The sequence below is a fragment of the Paenibacillus sp. FSL R5-0517 genome, assembly GCF_037974355.1.
Classification (GTDB): domain Bacteria; phylum Bacillota; class Bacilli; order Paenibacillales; family Paenibacillaceae; genus Paenibacillus.
Map to the genome: position 1 here is coordinate 3,614,117 of NZ_CP150235.1, position 23,065 is coordinate 3,637,181.

Sequence of the window (23,065 nt, forward strand, 5' to 3'; positions counted from 1 at the left end):
TGGTCTCCCTTCCATTGAATTATTACAAGTTATGTTTCATTAGGGGGAATGTTGCGGATGATCCGAGAATCGATCATGAAATCATTTCCATTTTAATCCAATGATAGTAAAATCGGTTGTACCACCACTAGGTATGAATGCTGGTGCAGATAGGGATTGAAGATGACTAGTACAGAAAGGAGGCAGTTAGGTGTTCTTATTTCGAAGTCCTTTTATTATAGCCTTGTTGATGATGTGTCTGATGTCGGGCTTGGCTGCTTGTTCCAAGTCAGAGCATGCGGAAGATAGGGGTGTTACGACAAATGCTGACTTCACAGAGCAGAGCCAGCATTTTAATCTGAATGTGCAAGAACCGTCATGGAAGCTGGATACCACCCCCGTCAATCTAACGTGGTTTGTTGGAGCCGAATGGTACGGGCACACTTGGGGTGAGAGTCTGACTTCCAAATATGTCACCCAAAAAACAGGGGTCAATATCGAATTTGAAGTATTAACTGGTGAACCAAACGAGAGGTTATCACGGATGTTGACGACCGATCATCTGCCGGATTTGATAACCATCGGCTCCTGGGAGAGTGCGGTTATCAAACTTCGGGAGAGTCATCTCATCTATGCCCTGGATGAGCTGGCCAACCAGTATGATCCTTACTTTTTCAAGGTAGCAGATGATGGTGCTCTACAATGGTATCGGCAGGAGGACGGTCATACCTATGTCATTCCAAATGATGCGTACAGTCCCGAACAGATGCGTTCAACCGGCTTGACGGGAGCAAACCAAACCTTTCTCGTACGTAAAGATCTGTATGAGTCGATGGGCAAACCGGACCTTAGCACGTCGACAGGTTTTATTAATGCATTGCGATTGTTGAAGAATCAATATTCGGTTTATAAAGGCCAACTAATCAGCCCGTTTTGGGCACAGGGAAATGCATCCTATGGAATGACCGAATACTTGCAAAATTTGCTTGCGATCCCCCATGAACAGAACGGAAAGGTATACGACCGAATGACAGATCCCGATTATATCGAGTGGCTGAAAACATTTCGTACTGCATACGAGCAGGGCTTGATTAATGTTGATTTTCTGGTCGACTCCAGTGCACAGGTGCAGGAAAAAACCAGCCATGCCCAATATTTTATGATGATTCGGGAATGGACAGACATATCGGACCTCAATTCGAAATTGGAAGTCCTTACGAATCAAAATTCAACCTATATTGCTGTGGATGGACCCCGGAACAGCAGGGGAGAATCCGCCAAACTGTTCCCTGGCAGCATGGATGGCTGGATGGTTACGATGATCAGCAAATCCACGAAAAACCCTGAACGAGCCATCCGTTTTTTGACCTATCTGGCCAGCGAAGAAGGCCAAAGAGATTTATTTTTGGGCAAAGAAGGTGAAACTTGGACGATGGAGAATGGCAAACCCCGATTGACAGCGGCAATGGTCCAGTTGTATGACACGGATCGGGAGCGGCTTGAAAAGGAATATGGCATTATAGATACCTACTGGATGCTGCGAAACCCTGCTTTCGTCAACCCGTGGAGACCCGAGCATACTCCGTCCATTAAGCAAATGGAGGCGTTCGCTAACCAACACGCCGATCTGGACAGCGGCATCTATAAGGGACTCGATCCTGTAGGGGATTCCGATATAGCATTAGCCTGGTCACGTATTTCTCAGAATTGGGAAGAGGTGCTGCCAGAACTGATTACAGCGAAGGATGAAGCTGCCTTTGACAAAATTTTCGAAAATTTTCTGATCCGTCGTGTGAACTACGGCTTTAACCAGGTAATGGAATATCGCCAAGCTGAACTGGAACTGCGAAAATCCAAGATAGCCAGATAACCATTCCCTAATACATTGTTACCGACATAATAACTAGTAATATACGGTATAACAAAGGTGGTGAATACATCCGAATGAAATACCTACTGACGAGATTGAGGAAGCTTTATCGCAATGCCCGTATATCCCAAAAGCTGTTTCTCGCATTTAGCCTGATGATTGCCATACCTGTTATTTTGATATCCTTTGTGTATATCCGCATGCAAGAAACCCAGCTATATAAGGACGCTATGGCGACAGGCAACAGCCACGTTACATGGCTGAATGAACAATTGCGCAGAAGAATGGACATGATTGAGAACGCTTCCAATACAGCCCTCACTCAAAAGTCCTTTGTGGATTTTATTCATTCCAATATGCTTGTGGATGGACTGCGCCTGGTGAAGTTTAAGCAAAACCAGTTTGAGCAAATGCTCAATATCATTCAAAGTAATGCGATGATCAGTGAACTTAGTTTTTACGTCGATAACCCAAACTTGTATGAAATCTGGCCTGAAATCTATCATTACAAGAAATTTTCACCGCAGGATTATTGGGTAAAGCTTCGGGATGAAGGCGGTGCGGCATACCGCTTATTTTCTTTTAGGGATGGTGAGCACACCTTATCCTACTATCGTCTGGTTCGCCTTCAAGGGCAGGAACAAAAACGCCCTAGCATTATGGAAGTGCGCGTTCCCCACAGCATGTTTTTCAGCGACCTGCTACAAGAGAACAAGGGGGACTTCTTTTCGGTGTTGATGAACGCAAGCGATTCTCCCCAGTATATTTACAATCCCCAGCATGAGTTTTCGGAGAAGTACGGGCAGGGGATGGAGGAGATCCTTGGCAATATTCATCGCCAGCTGGATATATTGCCGCAGGAAAGCCCGCTTCAGGTTAAGGTGGGAGATCAGAGCTACTATGCATTGTATCGATACATCGCTCCGTTGAACACATATGTGGTCGATATTGCTTCTCGTCAGGCATTGATGAAAGGGCCGCGCAGTTGGTATGCATTTGTGGTAACGATTACATTATGTGTATTGCTGCTGATTATGCTACTTGTATCCCAAACGACGCGGCGTATTTTCCGGCGGTTGGACAGCGTATTGGTATCCATGCGTCAGGTACGGAAAGGCGAGCTGGATGCAATGATTGATACAGGCCTTGATGAGAACGAAAGAGGGGATGAAATCGATGAGGTGGCAGTGAATTACAATAAAATGTTACATGAGGTCAAACGCCTAATGACACAGGTCGTGGATAAACAGTTAATTGCCAAAAACGCACAGTTGCACTCCCTGCATTCGCAGATCAATTCTCATTTTTTATATAACGCCCTGGAATCGATCCGGATGGTGGCAGAAGTACAGAGGCAGCCTGCTATAGCCAATTCATTGGTGTCGTTGGGCTCGCAGCTACGTTACAGCATGCAGTGGCGTAGCGATACCGTTGCTTTTCGTGAGGAGCTTGCCAATATCCAAAGTTATATTGAATTTATCAACTTTATGGAAGGCGGCAGTATCGTTATGACGGCAGATCTTCCTCAGGAGATCCTTCGCTACGCCATTCCCAAGATGTGTATGCAGCCCATCGTTGAAAATGCCGTTCATCACGGGGCACCTTCAGGCGGCAGGGTATCTATAGAGATTACCTTTTCTGTGGAGAATGACAGTCTGCTATTCATTAACATAAGAGATGACGGAGAGGGGTTAGAGCCGGAGATGTTACACCGTCTTCAGGCAGTACTGCGAAGCGAATCGGATACGCCTATGGTTACTAGCAGGAGCGGACTTGGTTTGGAAAACGTGAATAAGCGGTTGCAGCTCCATTATGGCAAAAATTGCGGTCTTTGGATTGATAGTGTGCAAGGTGCATATACCTGTGTAACGATACGCTTGCCTTGGGAAAATGTAAATCTTGGAGGGTGGTAGAGCATGATTAATATCCTGATTGTGGACGATCAAAAACACATTCGTGACGGACTGCAGGCCATGCTGCATCAATTTCCTCTGAAGCTGAACAACATATACTCTGCCGCCAGCGGGATAGAGGCGCTGAGCCTACTACGGCAGCATTGCATTCACATCGTTATTACCGATATCAGGATGCCGGATATGGATGGGTTGGCACTTATGGCTCAAACCAAAGAGGAATACATGGATGTGCAATACCTTATTATCAGCGGTTATAGTGATTTTACATATGCCCAAAAAGCGATCGGGCTTGGTGCAAAAGGCTACTTGCTAAAACCTTTGAAGCGAGAGGATCTGCAAAATTCCCTGGAGCATATATGGCAAGAGATCCAGACACGGCAGGCACTTACGCATAATATGCAGCATGTATCCCGTCTCGCCCAAGAGACCGAGAGTAAAGAATTAAGAATGTTTATGCAGGGTGCGTTAAGTGATGAAGCATGGATTTTTCAGATTGAGGAACAAAATGATGCATTATGGCGTAATTATCGCCTAGCCCTGTTGCGGGAAGATGTTTGCATGAGCCAGCCCGGAGCCAGCAGCGTCCATAGCATGGAAGCCATTGCTTATCGTGTGTTTGGCAGACAAGGTTGTATTTGCCTGCAACATCGCCCATACCTGATCCTTGCGGTGGATGCGTCCATAGATCCAAGTGTCCTGCCTGCAGCGCTCAAGGAAGGAAAGATCGATGCCATAACGGCCATAACTAACCCGATTCAGGGGTTAAAAGAACTACCATACAGCTATATCCAAGTGCTTGAGCTCTATCGCCACAGTTACTTGTTTCCTGATCAGTGCAGTATCTTCCCAGCACATATTGAGCATATGGAGCAGCAGTGGCAACTTCCCTATGAAGACTTATATGAACTCTTCCAGTCAGTCGGAACAGATAACAGTGGAATAATGACTCAGGGTATTTCTGCACTATTTCACAAAAAGGTATTGCAACGCTATCCTATTCACTATACCCAGCAGCTCTGCGCCGCCACCGTTCAGATGATGGAGGAATACGAACGAGTTATCCGCCCTTATATGGGGGAAGAAGCGCTGGACCTTGAATCATTGCGTAATCTCTTTGATTATCAAGGGATGCGTGATTATATACAAGCACTGCAACAGCAGCTGCTTCGGCTGAATCAGTTCTATTATGACTATAAATGCAGCTATCGCCATTCGAACGATCTTAATGAAGCCATTCGTTTTATACACGAGAGTTACCATAAACCGCTGGATCTTGCGATGGTATCCAATCATGTATCGCTTAATTATGCTTATTTTTCAAATCTGTTTAAGAAGAATATGGGTAAAGGTTTTGCTGAATACCTACGGGATGTACGTCTGGATAAAGCGCGGCGGCTTCTCGCCGAAACTGATCATAAAATTGTTGAGGTGGCTGCTATGGTTGGATATGAAAGCTATAAAAGCTTTACACGTGCGTTCCGACATGTGATGCAGATCCAACCCACTGAGTACCGACAGATGATGCGGCAGAAGGCAGATTGAATCAAAAGCCAAAAAAATGGGATACCACAAAAACAATTGTACCTTTTCAGCAAATTAACCTATTCGATAGAATAAAGATATCCCTTATGTAAGCGATTACCTTAATACGTATGGATTGGGAGAATCTATTATTCTATTAAAGGAGGGCAATTATGAATACATCTCACTTTAGGGAGAAACGGTTTATGAAAAAGGTACTCGGTATGTTGCTTGTGGTTGTGATGCTGGCTAGTATTGGCATACTTCCGGCTTCAAAGGTTCAGGCAGCGGGAACTACCGTAACCTCAATGGAGTACTTCTCACCCGCAGACGGGCCTGTTATTTCAAAATCAGGTGTTGGGAAGGCCAGCTACGGATTTGTTATGCCTAAGTTCAATGGTGGCTCCGCGACATGGAATGATGTTTACAGTGATGTAGGCGTTAATGTGAAAGTGGGCAGCAACTGGGTTGATATCGACCAGGCAGGCGGATATATCTATAACCAAAACTGGGGGCACTGGAGCGATGGCGGATTCAATGGCTATTGGTTCACACTCTCCGCAACAACCGAGATTCAACTGTACTCCAAAGCAAATGGTGTGAAGCTGGAGTATCAACTTGTATTTCAAAACATCAACAAAACAACCATCACAGCGATGAATGCAACACAAGGTCCACAGATCACAGCAGGCTTCACCGGCGGTGCAGGTTTTACATATCCAACGTTCAACAATAATCCTGCGGTCACTTATGAAGCTGTTGCGGATGATTTGAAGGTATATGTCAAACCTGTAAACAGCAGCACGTGGATTGATATTGACAATAACGCAGCCAGCGGCTGGATCTACGATCAAAATTTTGGCCAATTCACGGATGGCGGCGGTGGATACTGGTTTAACGTAACGGAGTCGATCAATGTCAAATTGGAATCAAAGACTTCTTCGGCTAACCTTGTTTATACCATTACGTTTAATGAACCTACAAGAAATTCATATGTCATTACGCCATACGAAGGAACAACCTTCACAGCAGATGCGAATGGTTCCATTGGGGTTCCGCTTCCGAAAATTGATGGGGGGGCGCCAATCGCCAAGGAACTGGGCAATTTTGTATACCAAATTAACATCAATGGACAATGGGTTGATTTGAGTAACGCCAGCCAGAGCAAATTTGCATACTCCGGTAATGGGTACAACAATATGTCCGATGCCAACCAGTGGGGATACTGGGCCGATTACGTCTATGGCCTGTGGTTCCAGCCGATCCAGGAAAATATGCAGATTCGTATCGGCTATCCACTGAACGGTCAGGCGGGCGGAAGTATTGGCAACAACTTCGTCAACTATACCTTTATCGGCAATCCCAATGCTCCGCGTCCGGATATATCTGACCAAGAGGATATCTCCATCGGAACGCCAACCAACCCGGCTATCGCGGGCATGAACCTCATCTGGCAGGATGAGTTTAACGGAACTACGCTGGATACAAGTAAATGGAACTATGAAACAGGATATTATCTCAACAACGATCCCGGTACATGGGGGTGGGGTAATGCAGAGCTACAGCACTACACGAATAGCACCCAAAATGTATATGTACAGGACGGAAAGCTGAATATCAAAGCTATGAACGACAGCAAATCTTTCCCGCAGGACCCTAATCGGTATGCACAGTATTCTTCTGGAAAGATTAACACCAAGGATAAACTGTCCTTGAAGTACGGCAGAGTCGATTTTCGTGCCAAACTTCCTACCGGTGATGGCATATGGCCAGCACTGTGGATGCTTCCACAAAACTCGGTATATGGTACTTGGGCTGCATCAGGTGAAATTGATGTGATGGAAGCGAGAGGCCGTCTGCCTGGATCCGTAAGCGGTACCATACACTTTGGTGGACAATGGCCCGCGAACCAGTATTCGGGCGGCGATTATCACTTCCCGGCAGGGCAAACTTTTGCCAATGATTATCATGTATACTCAGTAGTCTGGGAAGAGGACAACATTAAATGGTATGTAGACGGCAAGTTTTACTATAAAGTCACTAACGAGCAGTGGTATTCCGCAGCTGCACCGAACAATCCGAATGCACCTTTCGATGAGCCGTTCTACCTCATTATGAACCTGGCAGTCGGCGGAAACTTTGACGGCGGCCGCACGTTGTTCGATGTGACCGGAAATATCGAGGCTTTGCTCGTGGCCGAGCCAGACTTAATCATTGGCGCCGGAGAGGTCGATGCAGAACAATACGAGCTTTATTCCAAGGTTGCACCGACGTTTCGCTTGCCGGACGACGTACTTTCGGATTCGCGCAAAACATTGACCTTAATTGCTGATTTGCTTGGTCTCAGCGAGAAGGCAGAACAGGTTATTGCCGATTATGATGCTCACATTGCCGATGTAAAAGCAAAGTTGAACTCAGCGATCGGCGATGAGAAGATTGTTGTTCTGCGGATGAACGTCGCGGACAAATCGATCAATATTTTCGGCATCCATAACACGTTTGTCGGAGAAATCTTGTATAAGGAACTTGGGCTGAAGGCTCCCGCATTTGCCGAGGCAATGACGGAGGGCAACATCGTCTTGTCGAATGAGGTTATTCCGGAACTTGACGCGGACCATATTATTTTGCTGCCGTCCAACGGAACATGGGAGGAAGAGAGTAACGCAAAAGCGCTTGAAGAAATGAAGGCCAATTCGTTATGGCAGACGGTTCCTGCATTTAAGAACGGCCATGTATATCCCGTTGAGAGATCGTATTGGCAGACGGGAGCCATTACAGCCAACGGGCTGAAGATGGATGATTTGCTTCGATTGCTTGCCCCATAACGGAGCAGGGAAGAGCCACTTTTCAACGAAGGTTGAAGGGTGACTCTTTTTAATTTACACTATATACATTGAGAATGAATATCAATTGAAAGGCGATGGATAGTAAGAATGGATATTGAAGAGGGCAAACAAGCGTGGACGGCTCCTTCAGTTCAATATGTGCTACGATCGATCCGCTTTTTTGTAGTGGGCGAACAAGTAGAGACGAGTGACTGGGACGGCGAAGACGAGGATCGAAACCGAAACGACAAAGAAGGTTTTGAACTCTTCTTTCTCATGAATGGAACCGGTCAGGGAAAATGCTATTTACAGGATGCTGACACAGCTTTCTCTATTGATCAACAGGTCATAAACTGCAGCTATTACCGAGTGTGCTTCACAATGATCGGCAATGATGAAGCTTCAAGTTTGCTGCCGGACAAGCAAGAGCTTGCATGCACACCCTTCGCGAAAGCGATGGAGCTGCTTGATGAGTTATATGGACTTAGCGGAGCGACAGGCGAGCTGGAGCTGTTCCAACGATATGTTAAATTCCAAGAGCTGTTGCTCTTTCTATTCCGCCAAAATGCACCTGCAACTGAAGATAAAGGAACGGATATCGAGCGTCACGGGGTAGAGCGCAGTATACGGCACATCCATGAATATTACAGTGAGCTTCTGACCGTCGAGGAGCTGGCTTCCATTGCAGGCATTGATCGCTGGAAGTATACTCGCCTGTTCAAAGAGGTTACGGGTCAAGTACCGCTTCAGTACTTGAATGAAGTACGGATTAGTCAAGCCAAAAAGTGGCTGGCATGCGCCGATGACAGACTGCTCGATATTGCGCTCAATGCAGGATTCAACAATGAATATTATTTCAGTCGTCGTTTCAAGCAGACGGTAGGCATCTCGCCCGGACAATACCGCCGAAGCCGCAAGGGAGAGCTTAGAGTAGTGGCACCGTATCTGGAGGATTTTCTCGTTGCGCTGGGTATGCAACCGATCGTCCAATATCGACATGAGAAATGGGGAAAACAAGAGTATCTAGGTTTAAACCACATTCCGACGTTCGACGAGAATAGCGGCAACTTTGACGAGCTTACCTATTATAAGCCGGATCTGATAATGCTTGCGGATCGTTACGAGCAACAACAATATTCTCAGTACCGACGTATATCCAACACGTGCATCCTGCGAGAGCAGACCACGAATTGGCGTACGCTGCTGAGTACCGTCGCCGATTATTTTGGCCGGATGGAGTTGGCCGACGATGCGATTGCAAATTATGCTTTCAAAGCACGGAACGCGAGCCATATGCTGAATCAGCTTATGAAAGGTGAAACAGTCGCTTTTTTGCGTATCTCGGCGGACCAGATCATCCAATATACAGAAGAAGGACAAGGTTTTGTTTCAACGGTGCTCTATGGTGATGTTGGCTTACGCGCCCATTCCGCAGTAGGTATAGCCTCAAAATCGAATAAGCCGGGTATGTTCACTCTCTCTGTAGAGGAACTGAGTACGTTAACCGCGGACCATCTGTTCATTACTTTTGATAAGTGGCATAGCCAAGAAGAAGGGATGGAAAGGGTCCTGCTGGAACAGCCAGAGTGGCGCGATCTTCCCGCTGTAAGAAACAACTGCGTATATGAGGTAGATTTTCTAACTTGGATGAATAACGGTATTATTTCTAACGGCAAAAAAATAGATGATATCCTGCGATCGTTAGCATAAGTTTGTTTTCCTCGCGGCCAAAGGCTCAGCACTCTTTGTTTTGTATAAAGCAACCGTCGGTTTTGTCCATTGTTATTGTCACACTGTCGAAGCTAAAATAGTATTGATAATGATTATCATATGTGCGGACATGTACATACGCCCTCAGGAGGAGGACTTCAATTGAACGAGCAGCTTGAATTATACGATGTGACAATTATCGGCGGTGGTCCTGCGGGAATGTATACTGCTTTTTACAGTGGAATGCGTGATTTGAAGACGAAGTTAATAGAAGCGAAAGACGAGCTGGGAGGGCGGATGCTCATTTATCCCGAGAAAATGATCTGGGATGTTGGAGGATTTACCCCAATCCTATGCGAGAAGTTAATCACCCAATTATCGGAGCAGGCAAAAACGTTCGACCCAACGATTGTATTCGGCCAGCACATTGTCGGATTGGAGAAACAAGCGGATTCGACTTACATTCTGGAGGCGGCAACAGGGGAGAAACACTGGACACGCACAGTCATTCTGGCGATTAGTCGCGGCATTCTGCGAATGGCTAAGCTGGAACTGGAAGGGGCTGAGCGCTACGAGGTGTCCAATCTGCATTATACGGTGCAGGAACTGGAGCCTTTTAGAGGAAAACGAATACTTATTTCGGGAGGGGGAAATTCCGCTGTCGATTGGGCGAACGAGCTGGTGTCCATCGCTGCTCAGGTGACGGTCGTACATCGACGGGACCACTTTGGCGGACACGAAAAAAACGTTGTTCGAATGAAGGAGTCCTCCGCCGATGTGCTTACGCCATATGAAGTTACGCAATTATATAGCGGCAATGGAAAGGCAATTGAACGGGTGACGATTGCCCACATCGAATCAGGGGACTCGCACGAGCTAGAAGTTGACGAGGTCATCGTCAACCACGGACTGAAATCCGATTTTACAGGGATTAAGGATTGGGGACTGGATATGGATGACTGGAACATATTTGTTAGCCCAAAACTTGAGACCAACTTGCCGGGCATTTTCGGGGCAGGCGACTTTGCCAATTACGACAGCAAGCTCAACCTGATTGCAGGGGCATTCACCGATGCAGCTCTAGCCCTTAACAGCGCCAAACAATATTTAGATCCCGAAGCGCCGAGAATGGCTTATGTATCGTCACATAACGAGAGGTTTAAAGAGCGGAACAAAGCGCTTGGGGTAGCCACTGAATAGAATAGCGGGGCCTGCAAACCATTTACGAATAAAAAATGGGTAGAATCGCAACTGGCTCACATACACTCGTGTTCGAGCTAGACTAAAATTCTTAATATGTACGTAAGACTAAACAAAGTCGCTATTTTAGCGGCTTTGTTTATTTTATTTTATTGTTACAAGTTCTTGTCCCAAGATGGCTAAATGCGTTCTTCTCATTGCTGATACATTTCCTTCTTTTTACCTTGAAGTCCACGCTCATATAACACATACTTAAATTTATTTACTCAATCATCACGGCTTAACAGAAAGACTTCTCGGTATTACAGGGGGTGGAAGGTTGTGAGTTCAAAAATTACCAGATGGACCCTGCGATCCAAATTTATCTTGATCTTGCTGCTCTTTGGTGTGCTTCCCATGATTGTTATCGGCTGGGCTGGTTATAATGCCTCCAAACGTACAATCATTCACCAGGCTATGGAAATCCAGTCTCGTTTACTCGAACAGACAGTTGCCTCTCTAAACAGTGAGCTGTCCATGTACCAGATGCTTGCTGGATCGTTCGGGCAGGAGGAAAGCGTCCGCCAGATGCTTGATCCAGAATCTTCACCAGACGATCTAAAGCGGTACATCAAGGAATGGGATATGTTCAATCAATTGATGAGCAAACTAGTCTTTTCCAAATTCGAAAAAACGCCCTCCATCCTAATTTACGGCTATAACCGTAAAGTGTTCACAAGTTGGGGGGCGGACGGCAGCAGGCTAGTCGACTATCTCGACAGCAAGGCGGAGTTCAAAAAAGTTTTGCAAGCCGGAAGCAGCGAACGGTTCGTGTGGGTAACTCCGCATCTGGCGTTCGATCCGTCAAGCGCGACTGAGCCTATGCTCACTTATGAGGCCGGATATACGGATATAGAGACCGGCACAGAGTGGGGGAAGATAATGATTTCGAGTTCTGTGGCGGCCTTGGTAGACGATCTTGCTTCAAATAACCAGTTTATCATCGCGAAAACGGATGGGTCGCTGGTATATTCTCCCCCAAAAGCAACCGCGCCTGTTGCAATCCTCCAAGAAGCGGTCTCAGCGGATTACGGTAAAGTCACCACCGTACTGAATCAGGGTAAGAGCATGGATAATTCTCTCTATATATCCGCCAAGCTTCTGAATGATTGGGTCGTCGTCAAGGAGATTCCCTATCAGAATTTCCTGTCCGAACTTGGACAAATCCGCAACATTCTGTTAGTGGTCATCGGACTCTGCGCATTACTTTCCATCCTACTCGGACACTTGTTCACCGGCCGAATTCTGCGGCCGATTAAGCAGATGGTCCGTGTCATGAGAAGGATCGGGTCAGGAGAATGGACGCATGTTCCGCTGATTCGCACCGATCCTGAGCTTGATATGCTCCAGCGTTCATTCCTAAGCATGACCTCCGATTTGAAGGAATTGCATGAGCGTATGGAGATGGAGCAGCGACAGAAGCTAGAGCTAGAGTTGCAAACACTGCAATCGCAAATTCAGCCCCATATGATTAAGAATACACTGGCGGTGATCAGTGGGCTGGCGTTACACGGACAGATGGAGCAGATCCGTGAGGTCGTCCATGCTCTGGGATACTTTCTATCATCAAAAATATATCCGGAGAACCCGCTCGTGACTGTTGAAGAGGAACTGGATGCACTGCAGCATTACCTGACCATTATGCGGATTCGCTACCCGGACCGCATTCATGTCCTGATTGATGTACCAGACGCACTGCTTGGGCAGCACATTCCCCGCTTTACTTTGCAGCCGCTGGTGGAGAACAGTATCTATCACGGTATGTACGGCGAGGCGGCCATTCATATCTGGATACAGGCTTATGATATATCCGACACCTTCACCATCACCGTATCCGACAACGGAGCCGGTACAGCCAGTCGTCCACTCGAAGCGACCGTAGAAGTGAAGAACATAGAGCAGATGCAAACATATTCCGGTATTGGGTTGTCCAATATTCAGCAACGCATTGCCCTGTATTTCGGTGGAGCAGGAACCTTGCAATTCGAAAGCTCTCCAGGATCCGGCGCTCAGGTGGAGATATCGCTGCCGAAGCGACAATAATCTAGAAAAAGTTGTGTTCATAAGGAGGCGAAAACATGTCCATTCGAACGATGCTGGTAGAAGATGAGTGGCTAATTAGAGAGGCGCTGCTAAGAACAGTACCCTGGGAGCAATACGGATTTGAGATTGCGGGCCAGGCAAGTAATGGAAGAGACGCACTCGAAATGTTCATCCAGCTACAGCCGGATGTTGTGATTACGGATATTCGCATGCCGGGAATGGACGGGCTGGAACTGATCGGCTGTATCCGCGAGATATCACCGACAGTGCTGATTTGTATACTTAGCAGTCATACCGACTTTGGACTCGCTAGGCAAGGCATACGCTACGGTGTGTTTGAGTATTTGGACAAACTTAATCTATCATCTGGAGAGGTTGAACACTGCCTAGAGCGGCTATATGATACCTTTCACAAGAAGCTTTCCGAGCAACGCGGGGGGACCAGTTTACTGGTAGCATCACGGCCTGAAGTCCGGATCCTTGAGCTTCAGTCTCCATCCGCCTGGCTGAAACAGTTCAGGTTAAGTGCGCGGGAGTGCGCAGGCTGGAGATGGATTATTATGCTGATAGATCGGGAAATATGGGGGCAGACGGATATTCACGCTTGGCTGGAGTGGTTTCCCTATCCGGCCGTCATTGCGGAGAGGCGATTGTTCGTTGACACCGAGCAGCGACTGCATCTGATTCTCGAGGACGAGATTGAAGCGCCGCACTTGCTGCTAGAGCGCTATGAAGATACGGGCATACTGATCAGTTCCAGAGTAGCCGGACCGAACGAGTGGGAGAAGGCATACCGTGAAGCTGAGGAATTGCAGGCGGACTTATTCTATACGGGCTGGAACCATATGGTCGATTATGAGCACAAGCGTATATATCAAATGTCCGTCACGGTACTTCAGGCTGAACAGGAGGAAAATCTGATTGCTTTGCTGGCGGGCGGCAATGCGAATGCCATCATGGATTGTTTAGATCAGTTGATGCAGGACGCCGAGCGGCGTAGCGTTCATCCTAAGCGGCTGGTTCAGGCGCTAACGATGCTGCTCACGCGGAATATTCCCGGCAGATATTTTCATCGTGAGCATATTGCAGCTTGGGGGGAAACCATCAGCCTTGCCCATTCCTGTACAACCGCCAGACAATTCATGGAGCGTATGTCAGCTGCCTTAAGGACCGTTATGCAGGATAATGAACGTTCGGTGACCATAGATGTAGAATTGGCGATCCGCTATGTGCAGCAACATTATCCAGAGAAGATAACGCTTGGGCGCTTGGCCGGTGCTGTTCATTTGAATCCAAATTATTTCTCCACGCTGTTTAAGGAACAGACTGGAGAGACGCCTATGTCCTTCGTAGCTGGCTTTCGGGTGGAAAAGGCAAAAGAGCTGCTCAGGCGCAGGGAAGGAAGCATACAGGAGATTGCAGAGCAGGTAGGTCTGCATAATCTCAGTCATTTCTCACGGGTATTCAAAAAAATGACAGGAAAAACGCCCTCAGAATACCGCGGGGATCTGTAAAACAGAACACAAAACTGAATAATTGACTAACCAAGGGGAACCCCCCCTTTTTTTTCTTTTTAAATGTTATATATAAGATATATTTACTTACACTAAGTTAACAGAAAGCGCTATCAAAAATATGAATAACTCAACAATTGTGCTGAGATTTGTGCAAAGACAAAAGTTTAGAACTCTATTATAGTTACGTCAAGTAAGAAATACTCACACATTCGAACTTGGAGGGGACTACATGAGAAATTGGTTTAAACCTTTGATTGGAATTATGACCAGTGCAGTAATACTGGCCGGATGCGGATCGAGCACAATGGATAATACGACAGTGAATTCATCAACTTCGAAGCAAGCAGTAGCCATCAAGTTCATGCTATGGAACGACAGCGCCTCAGAGCGGATGTATGATGAACTGGCTCAAGCGTTCGAAGCGAAGAACCCGGGCATCACCATTGATTTTACCAAAAGTGATGCAAACACCTACAGCGAACGTCTAACCGTAACGCTGACAGGCGGTGGCGAGGTTGATGCTTTTGCTTTTAAGAGTCTGGATGAATATTACAAGCTGGCCTCGTCGGGGCGCACGCTGGCAATCGATGATCTTGCGACTGCTGACAACACAGAGCTTTCCGGTGTTCAATCCTTTTTTAACGATCTGAAAATTAACGATAGACTTTACGGCTTGCCATTCCGTTCGGACGGCTGGGCGCTCTACTACAATAAAGATCTTTTTGATCAAGCGGGAGTTGCATATCCCGGCGATGACCTGACTTGGGAGCAATATGTTGAACTAGCCAAGAAGATGACAAGCGGAAGCGGGACAGATAAAATTTACGGTTCCTTTATGCCGGACTGGCCGCAGACCTGGTACTCCTATGGACAGCAACTGGGAAGCTCGCTCTACAGTGACAACTTGACCCCTTATGTGGAAGGACTCAAGCTCCGCAAGGAGCTGTCAGAAAGCGGTGCGCAGCCTTCCGTAGCCGAGAATAAAGCAACCAATGCACATTACAGAACGGCTTTCCTCACTGGGAAATATGCCATGGTTGTTACTGGAACCTGGTTCCCAGGCATGCTGGAACAGGATCAGAAGGACAATAAGCTCAACTTTAACTGGGGGATGACGTATGTTCCTCATCCGCCGGGAGTGCAGAAGGGCACAACAATGACTGCAGTCGTTGTTCATGCCGTGAACTCGGAGTCCAAGCATCCCGAAGAAGCCAAGAAGTGGATCAGCTTCATTTCCAGTGAAGAAGGACAGCAGATCGTGGCAAAATATCAGACACCGGCTTCCTCAGCAGATCGTGTCAAGGATCAGTACAAAGCAACCTTTACCAATGATGCGGTGAACATGGATGCCATATTCAATATTATATCTGTTCCGGAACGGGAACTGCGCAAGGGGATTACCCAGATGAACACGATCGCCACAGAAGAAGGAGAATTAGCATTGCTGGGCGAGCTGACACCTGAGGAAGCAATCGAAAACATCAAGAAGAGAAGAGAGCAAGAGATTCAATAGATCAAGAAGTGGGAAGTGATGAAATGTCTTCTTTGAATAAAAGCACACTAGGGACGCAGGGAACCAGCCTGTTGGAAAAAAGCAAAAAAACGTCATTGTGGCAAAGGATGATGCATCCGCAAGCGAGAACAGCCTATCTCTTTCTGCTCCCAAATCTGCTAGGGTTCTTGCTATTTATTGCTATTCCGAGTGTGATGGCGTTCGGACTTGGCTTCACAGAATGGGACGGGTATAATCCGGTGAAATGGAACGGGCTGGATAATTATTTCCGGCTTGTGCGGGACGAGAACTTTCGAATTGCTTTACAGAATACGTTGCTCTACACCTTTGGCTCCTGCCTGCTCGTTATCATTGCATCTCTATCATTGGCCTTGCTTGTTAACCAGAAAATGAAAGGGATGTCGCTCTACAGAGCGGCATTCTTCTTCCCACATATTGCATCGTTTATCGCAGTAGCGGTGGTATGGCAGGCCATTTTCAATCCAACGCTCGGACCACTGAACATGTTCCTCAGCAAATTTATGGAGCAGCCCCCCGGATGGCTGGTCAGCTCGAATTGGGCTTTGCTCAGCATTATACTTGTCTCGGCCTGGAAGATGGCTGGCTACTATATGCTGCTGTTCCTGGCCGGCTTGCAGGGAATTTCCAAAGAGCTGTACGAGGCAGCCAACATTGACGGTGCCAATATCCTGCAGCGCTTCCGCAATATAACACTGCCTATGTTATCTCCAGTGACGTTTTTTGTCATCATTACCTGCATTATTAATCTGTTCAAGTCATTTGATCTCGTGTATGTCATGACCGGTGGTGGTCCGGGCCGCTCCACGAAGCTGCTCGTCTATGATATCTTCGTTCAATCATTTCGCAATTCCGCATTTGGTTACGCCTCGGCTGAGGCCATCGTGCTGTTCCTGATCGTTCTGGCGATTACTTATGTTCAATTTAAGGGGGAGAAACGATGGGTCAACTACTAGGTCGAGCAGTGCCTAAATCTCTGGCGCATCTGTTCATGATCTTAATATCTCTGGTTATGATCGTACCCTTTCTGTGGATGCTGTCCACCTCCTTCAAGTTGCAGGAGGAAGTGTTCCAGTATCCGATACAGTGGATTCCGCAGGTATTTCACTTCGAGAATTACGTCGAGGTATGGACCAGTATTCCATTTCCATTATACTATTTCAACTCTCTGAAGGTCTCTATCCTGGTTACTTTGGGGCAGCTGATTACCTGTTCTCTGGCTGGTTACGCTTTTGCCAGATTGGATTTCCCCGGGAAGAACCGACTGTTCATCATGTATTTTGCAGCCTTTATGATCCCTTATCAGGTCATTATGATTCCGCAGTATTTCGTTATTAAGAAGCTAGGCCTTGTCGACAGCCATTGGGCACTGATCCTGTTGGAAATCTTTAGTCCCTATGGCGTGTTCCTAATGCGCCAGTTCTTGTCGGGAATCTCGAAGGAACTCTCTGAGGCGGCGCGGATTGACGGCTGCAACGAATTTGGCATCTTTGCGAGAATCATCATGCCGCTGGCCAAGCCGGCGTTAGCAACGCTTGGAATCTTCGCTTTCTCCTGGGTGTGGAATGATTTTCAGGCTCCACTTATTTATCTTACCAGCGATAGCCTTAAGACACTGCCACTCGGCTTGGCCAGTCTAAACGGCGAGTTCACATCGCAGACCCAATTAATTATGGCAGGTACAGTACTGTCACTTATTCCGGTAGTCACTGTATTCCTATTCTTCCAACGATACTTTATCTCGGGCATTACTGCCGGTTCTGTGAAAGGATGAGAACTGTGAAGAAAACTCTAGTAACGAACGTAAAATGGCATGAGGCCATCGAATATGCAGTCCTCAAAACAAAACAAAATTTGTCCCGGTACAACCAGAAGTTCCCCCATATCTCCAATGACAAGTGTTATGAATGGGGTGATAACGAGGACTGGATCGAAGGCTTCTGGACCGGCATAGTCTGGCTATGTTACGAGTACAGCGGTGACGAATATCTGCGTTTGCAGGCTAATAGCCAGATTGCCAGCTTTCATCGCCGGCTTCAGGCCCAACATGCACTTGAACATCATGACATTGGCTTCCTATATGGATTATCCGCACTCGCGGGCTGGATCGTTGAAGAGGATGAACGGCACAAACTGCTTGCACTGCAAGCCGCTGATCATCTACTGGGACGTTGGCGAGAGACATCTGGGCTCATTCAGGCTTGGGGGCCGGAAGATGATTCGGAGAATGGGGGGCGTATCATCATCGACTGTTTAATGAATCTCCCGCTGCTGTACTGGGCTTCCAGTGCAACCGGCAATCCCCGCTATGCGGAGGTTGCCGTCCGACAGGCCGAGTTGTCAAGGAAATTTCTTGTGCGGGGAGACGACTCGTCCTATCACACCTTTTATTTTGACCGAAGCGGAAATTCGCTGAGAGGGGGAACACATCAAGGCAACAGTGACGGGTCCACATGGACACGTGGACAGGCTTGGGGCATCTATGGATTTGCTCTGTCTTATCGCCAAACGGGAAACATCAATTTTCTGGAAACCTCGAAACGCCTGGCTGCTTATTTCATAGAACGAATACCGGCTGACGGCATCGTTTATTGGGACTTTGATGTTCCCGTGACCGGCTCTACCAGTCGGGACAGCTCCGCTTCCGCTATTGCAGCTTGTGGCATGCTGGAACTACTGGAACATTTAGCACCTGACGATCCGCAGAGGCAGCGATTAGAAGATGCGGTCTTGGTGACTATGACGGCACTAGCCGAGTCCTCAATGAGCATGGCGCAGGAAAAGGAAGGCCTTATCGATCATGGATCATATCATGTCAGGGGCAGCTACGGGCTGGATGGTTATATGATCTGGGGGGATTATTTTTATCTTGAAGCGCTAATGCGTCTGGAAAAGCAGATTCCCGGGTATTGGTATGAGCGGGGGAAAAGCCTGATTCCGTTCAAGGATATAAATCGATAAATGTTCATTCTTCCTGATGTTTTGAAGCGGCTAGAATTTCGTTTGCTGCATTTATAGGCTTTTGACGCAAAATCAGAAATTTGGAGGGGTTGGTATGCAAGTGTATAATCAGCCATTCATTAAATCGTTCTTCTTCCGTTTGATCATCATGCTGCTGGTTCTGTCGCTTATCATTCCCCCTACAGCCTTGCCATCGGCGTTCGCCGCTGGCACCGTATACGTAAATGTTAACTATGATGAAAGCGGAAATGCCAAGAATACAAAGCTCTATAACGGCTCCACATACAGCGGCTCGGTCGGCGGAAGTTGGGGCATCTATAATTCTTTGGCAGAAACAGATTATGTGACTATAGAAAATGCTCCCCAGCGCGAGGATTACAGTCTCAAAATCGTTTCCAATACCAAAAACGTGAGTACCGGAAGAAATAATCTGGGCGGAACGGAAGCTGGCAATTCCGGCATCGCCGGAAAGCTGGTTTTTGAAGCGTCGGTTTATATGAACAGTACTACACATCGCCGGGAGATTCAGTTCAGAAGCCTTAATGCGCCTTCCCCCGCTACAAGCACTACCAATATTTCAGCCCTTACCTTCAATGCTGCGGGAGAAATAAGGGATGTCAGCAACCAGTTCCTAACACATTACGAGAAGAATTCATGGTACAAAATAAAAATGTTCATAGACAATTCAGCACGCTCCATAACTTATTTCCTGAATGATCAGTATTTAGGAGAAGCCTTGCTGCCTTCCGTCTGGATGAATATTAGACATATATACCTGAATCAGTATTTTCAAAGTGGGATGCAGGCAGAGTGGATGGTCGATGACCTGAAACTCGCGGAATACGTTCCAATTACGGGAATCAGTACTTCAGTGGCACAGCTTGAGCTGCCGGTGAGTGCCAGCACCAATATAGTGGTTACGGCCTTTCCGCAAAATGCTTCCGACCAGCGTTTACTTTGGAGTACGAATGACCCTGATGTGGCCACGGTGACTAATGGCACGGTCCATGCGCTCAAAGAAGGTAGCACTACAGTGAATGTAAGCACTTATGAGGGCAATTATTCGCTTGCGGTTCCAGTGTCAGTGACCAAACCGGTGCTGCCGCTCGGCATCATACTGCCGGATGAAATTAATCTGGCGGTAACAAGCAAGCAAACTCTGCAGCCTGTATTTAATCCCCAGAATACAACGAATCAGGCATTGAGCTGGAGTTCCAACAATCCAGCTGTTGCCACCGTAAATGCCGTTGGTGAAATCACCGGAATATCGGTCGGATCGACGGCGATTACAGCAGTATCACAAACCGATCCGACGATCTCTGCAGAGGTTACCGTTATTATTACTCCCTATATTCCTGTCGCCTCTGTTGCCATAACCTCTCCACCCTCACAAATTTCCAAATACGACAGCCTGCAACTCATCGCAAATGTTGAGCCGGCGAATGCAACGGAATCACAGCTAAGCTGGGTATCGGATCACCCGGAAATTGTAAGTGTGGCTGCAGATGGAAAAATACAGGCACTTGGCGTCGGTACAGCTACGGTGTCCGCAAACACAGTTAACGGAGTGGGAGATTCAGTTACACTTGAGGTGGTTGCTCCCCAGCCAGAAAATCCCGAAGAATATGATGAAATCAGGCAGCGTTGGAAGGAGACTCTGATCGGCAAAAATTCTCTGGATGTTAATGAAACAGCAGTGCAAACCATTATTCAGGCCAATGCATCTGCAGCTCAACAATACTGGGATAGCATGCAACTCGCATCGGGAGGCACAACGCTCTGGAATGACCTGCCTGCTTCTGCCAGTGATTCTACTTTTATCAACAACCACTATACCCGATTGAAGACAATGGCATTAGCCTATCAGACAAGAGGAACATCTCTATACCATAATTCCGGGCTAAAGGACGATCTGCTTCAAGCCATGGACTGGATGCTGGATAAGTTGTACACGGACACGGGCACCGAATTCGGGAACTGGTGGAACTGGGATATCGGCGTTCCCAATCGTTTGGTCGATATTCTGATCTTGATGTATGACGAGTTGACACCGGAACAAATTCTGAGGAATACGGCAAGCATCGATCATTATATCGGGGACATCACTTCCGCTTCTTTTACACAGACAGGTGCCAACCGCTCCGATATCATGCTGATTCAAGTCCGTATGGGGCTTGTCGAACATAACTACGACCGGCTAATTCAAGCCAGGAACGGGATGAGTGAGCTATTTCAGTACACAGCTGCAGGCGATGGCTTCTATGAAGACGGCTCGTATGTGCAGCACAGCACGATAGCCTATACGGGAAGTTATGGGGAGGTTCTGATACAGGGGATCGGGAACCTGATGTTTCTGCTGAACGGAAGCACCTGGGAGCCGATTGTTCCCGAAATGAGTAATGTCTATCGGTGGATCGACGAAGGATTTGCTCCTGTATTATATAAAGGGCAGGCTATTGATATGACAAGAGGACGCGCAATCGTCAGGCCGGCAGCAGATGCCTATTACTCCGGCAGAAACATTCTGGCAGGTATCTCCCGAATTGCAGTGACATCTCCTGCCGAGCTATCGCTTCAATTAAAGAGCTTGGTGAAATATCATGTAGAGTATCAGCTGAGTAGGGGGGGATCATACTATCAGTTTCCACTGGATTTGGCAGATACGATCAGGGATTGGGTGGAGGATCCTGCGATTGTTCCTGCCACCGATGTTCAGGCACACTATGAGTTGAGTGGCATGGCTCGTAGTGTACATCGGGGCGAAGACTTCCTGTTCGGGGTCAGTAAAAGTTCAAAGCGTATTGCTACCTATGAGCTTACCAACGGAGAGAATCCTAAAGGCTGGTATACTGGTGACGGGATGACGTATCTCTACAACCAGGATCTGTCCCAGTATACAGGCAGCTTCTGGGCAACGGTGAACTGGAGCCGACTTCCAGGCACAACGGTTGTCTCGCGGACAAGAAATTCTAGCAATTATCAATATGGGGATGGCGAGACCGTCCCGCTTAATTCCTGGGCGGGCGGCACAACGTTGGATACTTTCGGCGTTACAGGCATGGAACTGCTTCAGAACGGCACACAAATGCAGGCGCGGAAATCCTGGTTCGCTTTTGACAATGAAATTGTTGCGCTAGGTGCTGGCATTACAAGCACAGATAACCTTCCTGTAGAAACCGTCATTGAGCAGCGGAAGTTGAGAGAAGACAATTCAAACAGTTTCTACGTGGATGGTGAAGTTCTGAATGGGACCATAGTAAATGAAGAGATAGAGAATCCATCATGGGCTTATCTGGAGGGAAATGTGATAGGTTCGAACATTGGTTATATCTTCCCGAATCATTCACCGATCAGATTGACCAGACAAATTCAAGAGGGAAGATGGTCCGACATTAATCTCAGCAATCCTCCTTCTGCAACATTACCTACCGAACTGCTACAGAATTATTTCCTGACCATGTGGATTGATCATGGGAATAATCCTGCTGACAGTCAGTATGAATATATGATTTTGCCAAATGCAAGCAAACAGGAAACAAAAGAATACGCCGATTCGCCGGATGTCACCGTTCTCGCCAATTCTAAGACGGTTCAGGCGGTCCGAGAGAATACGCTTAACGTTGCCGGGTATAATTTCTGGACGGATACTCTGACTTCGGTAAATGGCGTTACTTCGAATAAGCAAGCCTCTGTCATGATTAGAAAAAATCCGGAGGCGAATACGATTGAGCTTTCAGTGTCTGATCCTACACTAGAGAATCAGGGGTATATTGAACTGGAACTGGATACAGATGCAGCAGGAATACTAGGTAAAGACGATCAGATCGAGGTACTACAGCTATCACCCACGGTGAAGCTAAAGATTAATATGCGAGATACCCTCGGGCAGACATTGCGGACTAAATTGCAAACCCAATGAAACCATGACGAGGCAGATTAATTTGTTTGGCTAT

13 protein-coding genes are annotated in these 23,065 nt (G+C 47.2%); all 13 read left to right on the plus strand.

The window, feature by feature from the left end; translation table 11 throughout:
• Positions 1-190: 190 nt before the first annotated feature.
• The 13 genes from MKX40_RS15980 (at position 191) to MKX40_RS16040 (ending at position 23,031) form a co-directional block, all read left to right on the plus strand.
• Positions 191-1,849: an extracellular solute-binding protein gene (locus MKX40_RS15980; RefSeq protein WP_339233840.1), complete on the plus strand. Its 1,659-nt coding sequence runs from the start codon at positions 191-193 to the stop codon at positions 1,847-1,849.
• Between the two features lie 74 nt (positions 1,850-1,923).
• Positions 1,924-3,762 carry a histidine kinase gene (locus MKX40_RS15985; RefSeq protein WP_339233842.1) on the plus strand — a complete coding sequence of 613 codons (1,839 nt, stop codon included), beginning with the start codon at positions 1,924-1,926 and terminating at the stop codon, positions 3,760-3,762.
• Between the two features lie 3 nt (positions 3,763-3,765).
• Positions 3,766-5,307 (plus strand): response regulator, encoded by a 1,542-nt coding sequence (locus tag MKX40_RS15990; protein WP_339233844.1) that lies wholly within the window; start codon positions 3,766-3,768, stop codon positions 5,305-5,307.
• A 152-nt stretch (positions 5,308-5,459) separates the two neighbouring features.
• Positions 5,460-8,111: a family 16 glycosylhydrolase gene (locus tag MKX40_RS15995; RefSeq protein ID WP_339233846.1), complete on the plus strand. Its 2,652-nt coding sequence runs from the start codon at positions 5,460-5,462 to the stop codon at positions 8,109-8,111.
• A 108-nt stretch (positions 8,112-8,219) separates the two neighbouring features.
• Positions 8,220-9,821, plus strand: a complete 1,602-nt coding sequence (locus tag MKX40_RS16000) for an AraC family transcriptional regulator (RefSeq protein ID WP_339233848.1) — start codon at positions 8,220-8,222, stop codon at positions 9,819-9,821.
• Positions 9,822-9,983: 162 nt separating this feature from the next.
• A complete protein-coding gene (locus MKX40_RS16005) occupies positions 9,984-11,021 on the plus strand; it encodes an NAD(P)/FAD-dependent oxidoreductase (RefSeq protein ID WP_339233850.1) in 1,038 nt (345 codons plus the stop codon).
• Positions 11,022-11,342: 321 nt separating this feature from the next.
• Entirely contained in the window at positions 11,343-13,103 is a 1,761-nt protein-coding gene (locus MKX40_RS16010) for a histidine kinase (RefSeq protein ID WP_339233853.1), read from the plus strand.
• 35 nt (positions 13,104-13,138) lie between these two features.
• Entirely contained in the window at positions 13,139-14,617 is a 1,479-nt protein-coding gene (locus MKX40_RS16015) for a helix-turn-helix domain-containing protein (RefSeq protein ID WP_339233856.1), read from the plus strand.
• Positions 14,618-14,849: 232 nt separating this feature from the next.
• Positions 14,850-16,133, plus strand: coding sequence for a sugar ABC transporter substrate-binding protein (locus tag MKX40_RS16020; protein ID WP_339233859.1), 1,284 nt, complete (start codon positions 14,850-14,852; stop codon positions 16,131-16,133).
• 23 nt (positions 16,134-16,156) lie between these two features.
• Entirely contained in the window at positions 16,157-17,107 is a 951-nt protein-coding gene (locus tag MKX40_RS16025) for a sugar ABC transporter permease (protein ID WP_339233861.1), read from the plus strand.
• A complete protein-coding gene (locus MKX40_RS16030) occupies positions 17,092-17,925 on the plus strand; it encodes a carbohydrate ABC transporter permease (RefSeq protein WP_145402123.1) in 834 nt (277 codons plus the stop codon). The genes MKX40_RS16025 and MKX40_RS16030 overlap by 16 nt, the downstream gene beginning before the upstream one ends.
• Positions 17,926-17,930: 5 nt before the next feature.
• Complete coding sequence (locus MKX40_RS16035; RefSeq protein ID WP_339233868.1) at positions 17,931-19,112, plus strand: glycoside hydrolase family 88 protein; 1,182 nt, start codon at positions 17,931-17,933, stop codon at positions 19,110-19,112.
• 94 nt (positions 19,113-19,206) lie between these two features.
• Positions 19,207-23,031, plus strand: a complete 3,825-nt coding sequence (locus MKX40_RS16040) for a polysaccharide lyase family 8 super-sandwich domain-containing protein (RefSeq protein ID WP_339233870.1) — start codon at positions 19,207-19,209, stop codon at positions 23,029-23,031.
• Positions 23,032-23,065 lie beyond the last annotated feature (34 nt).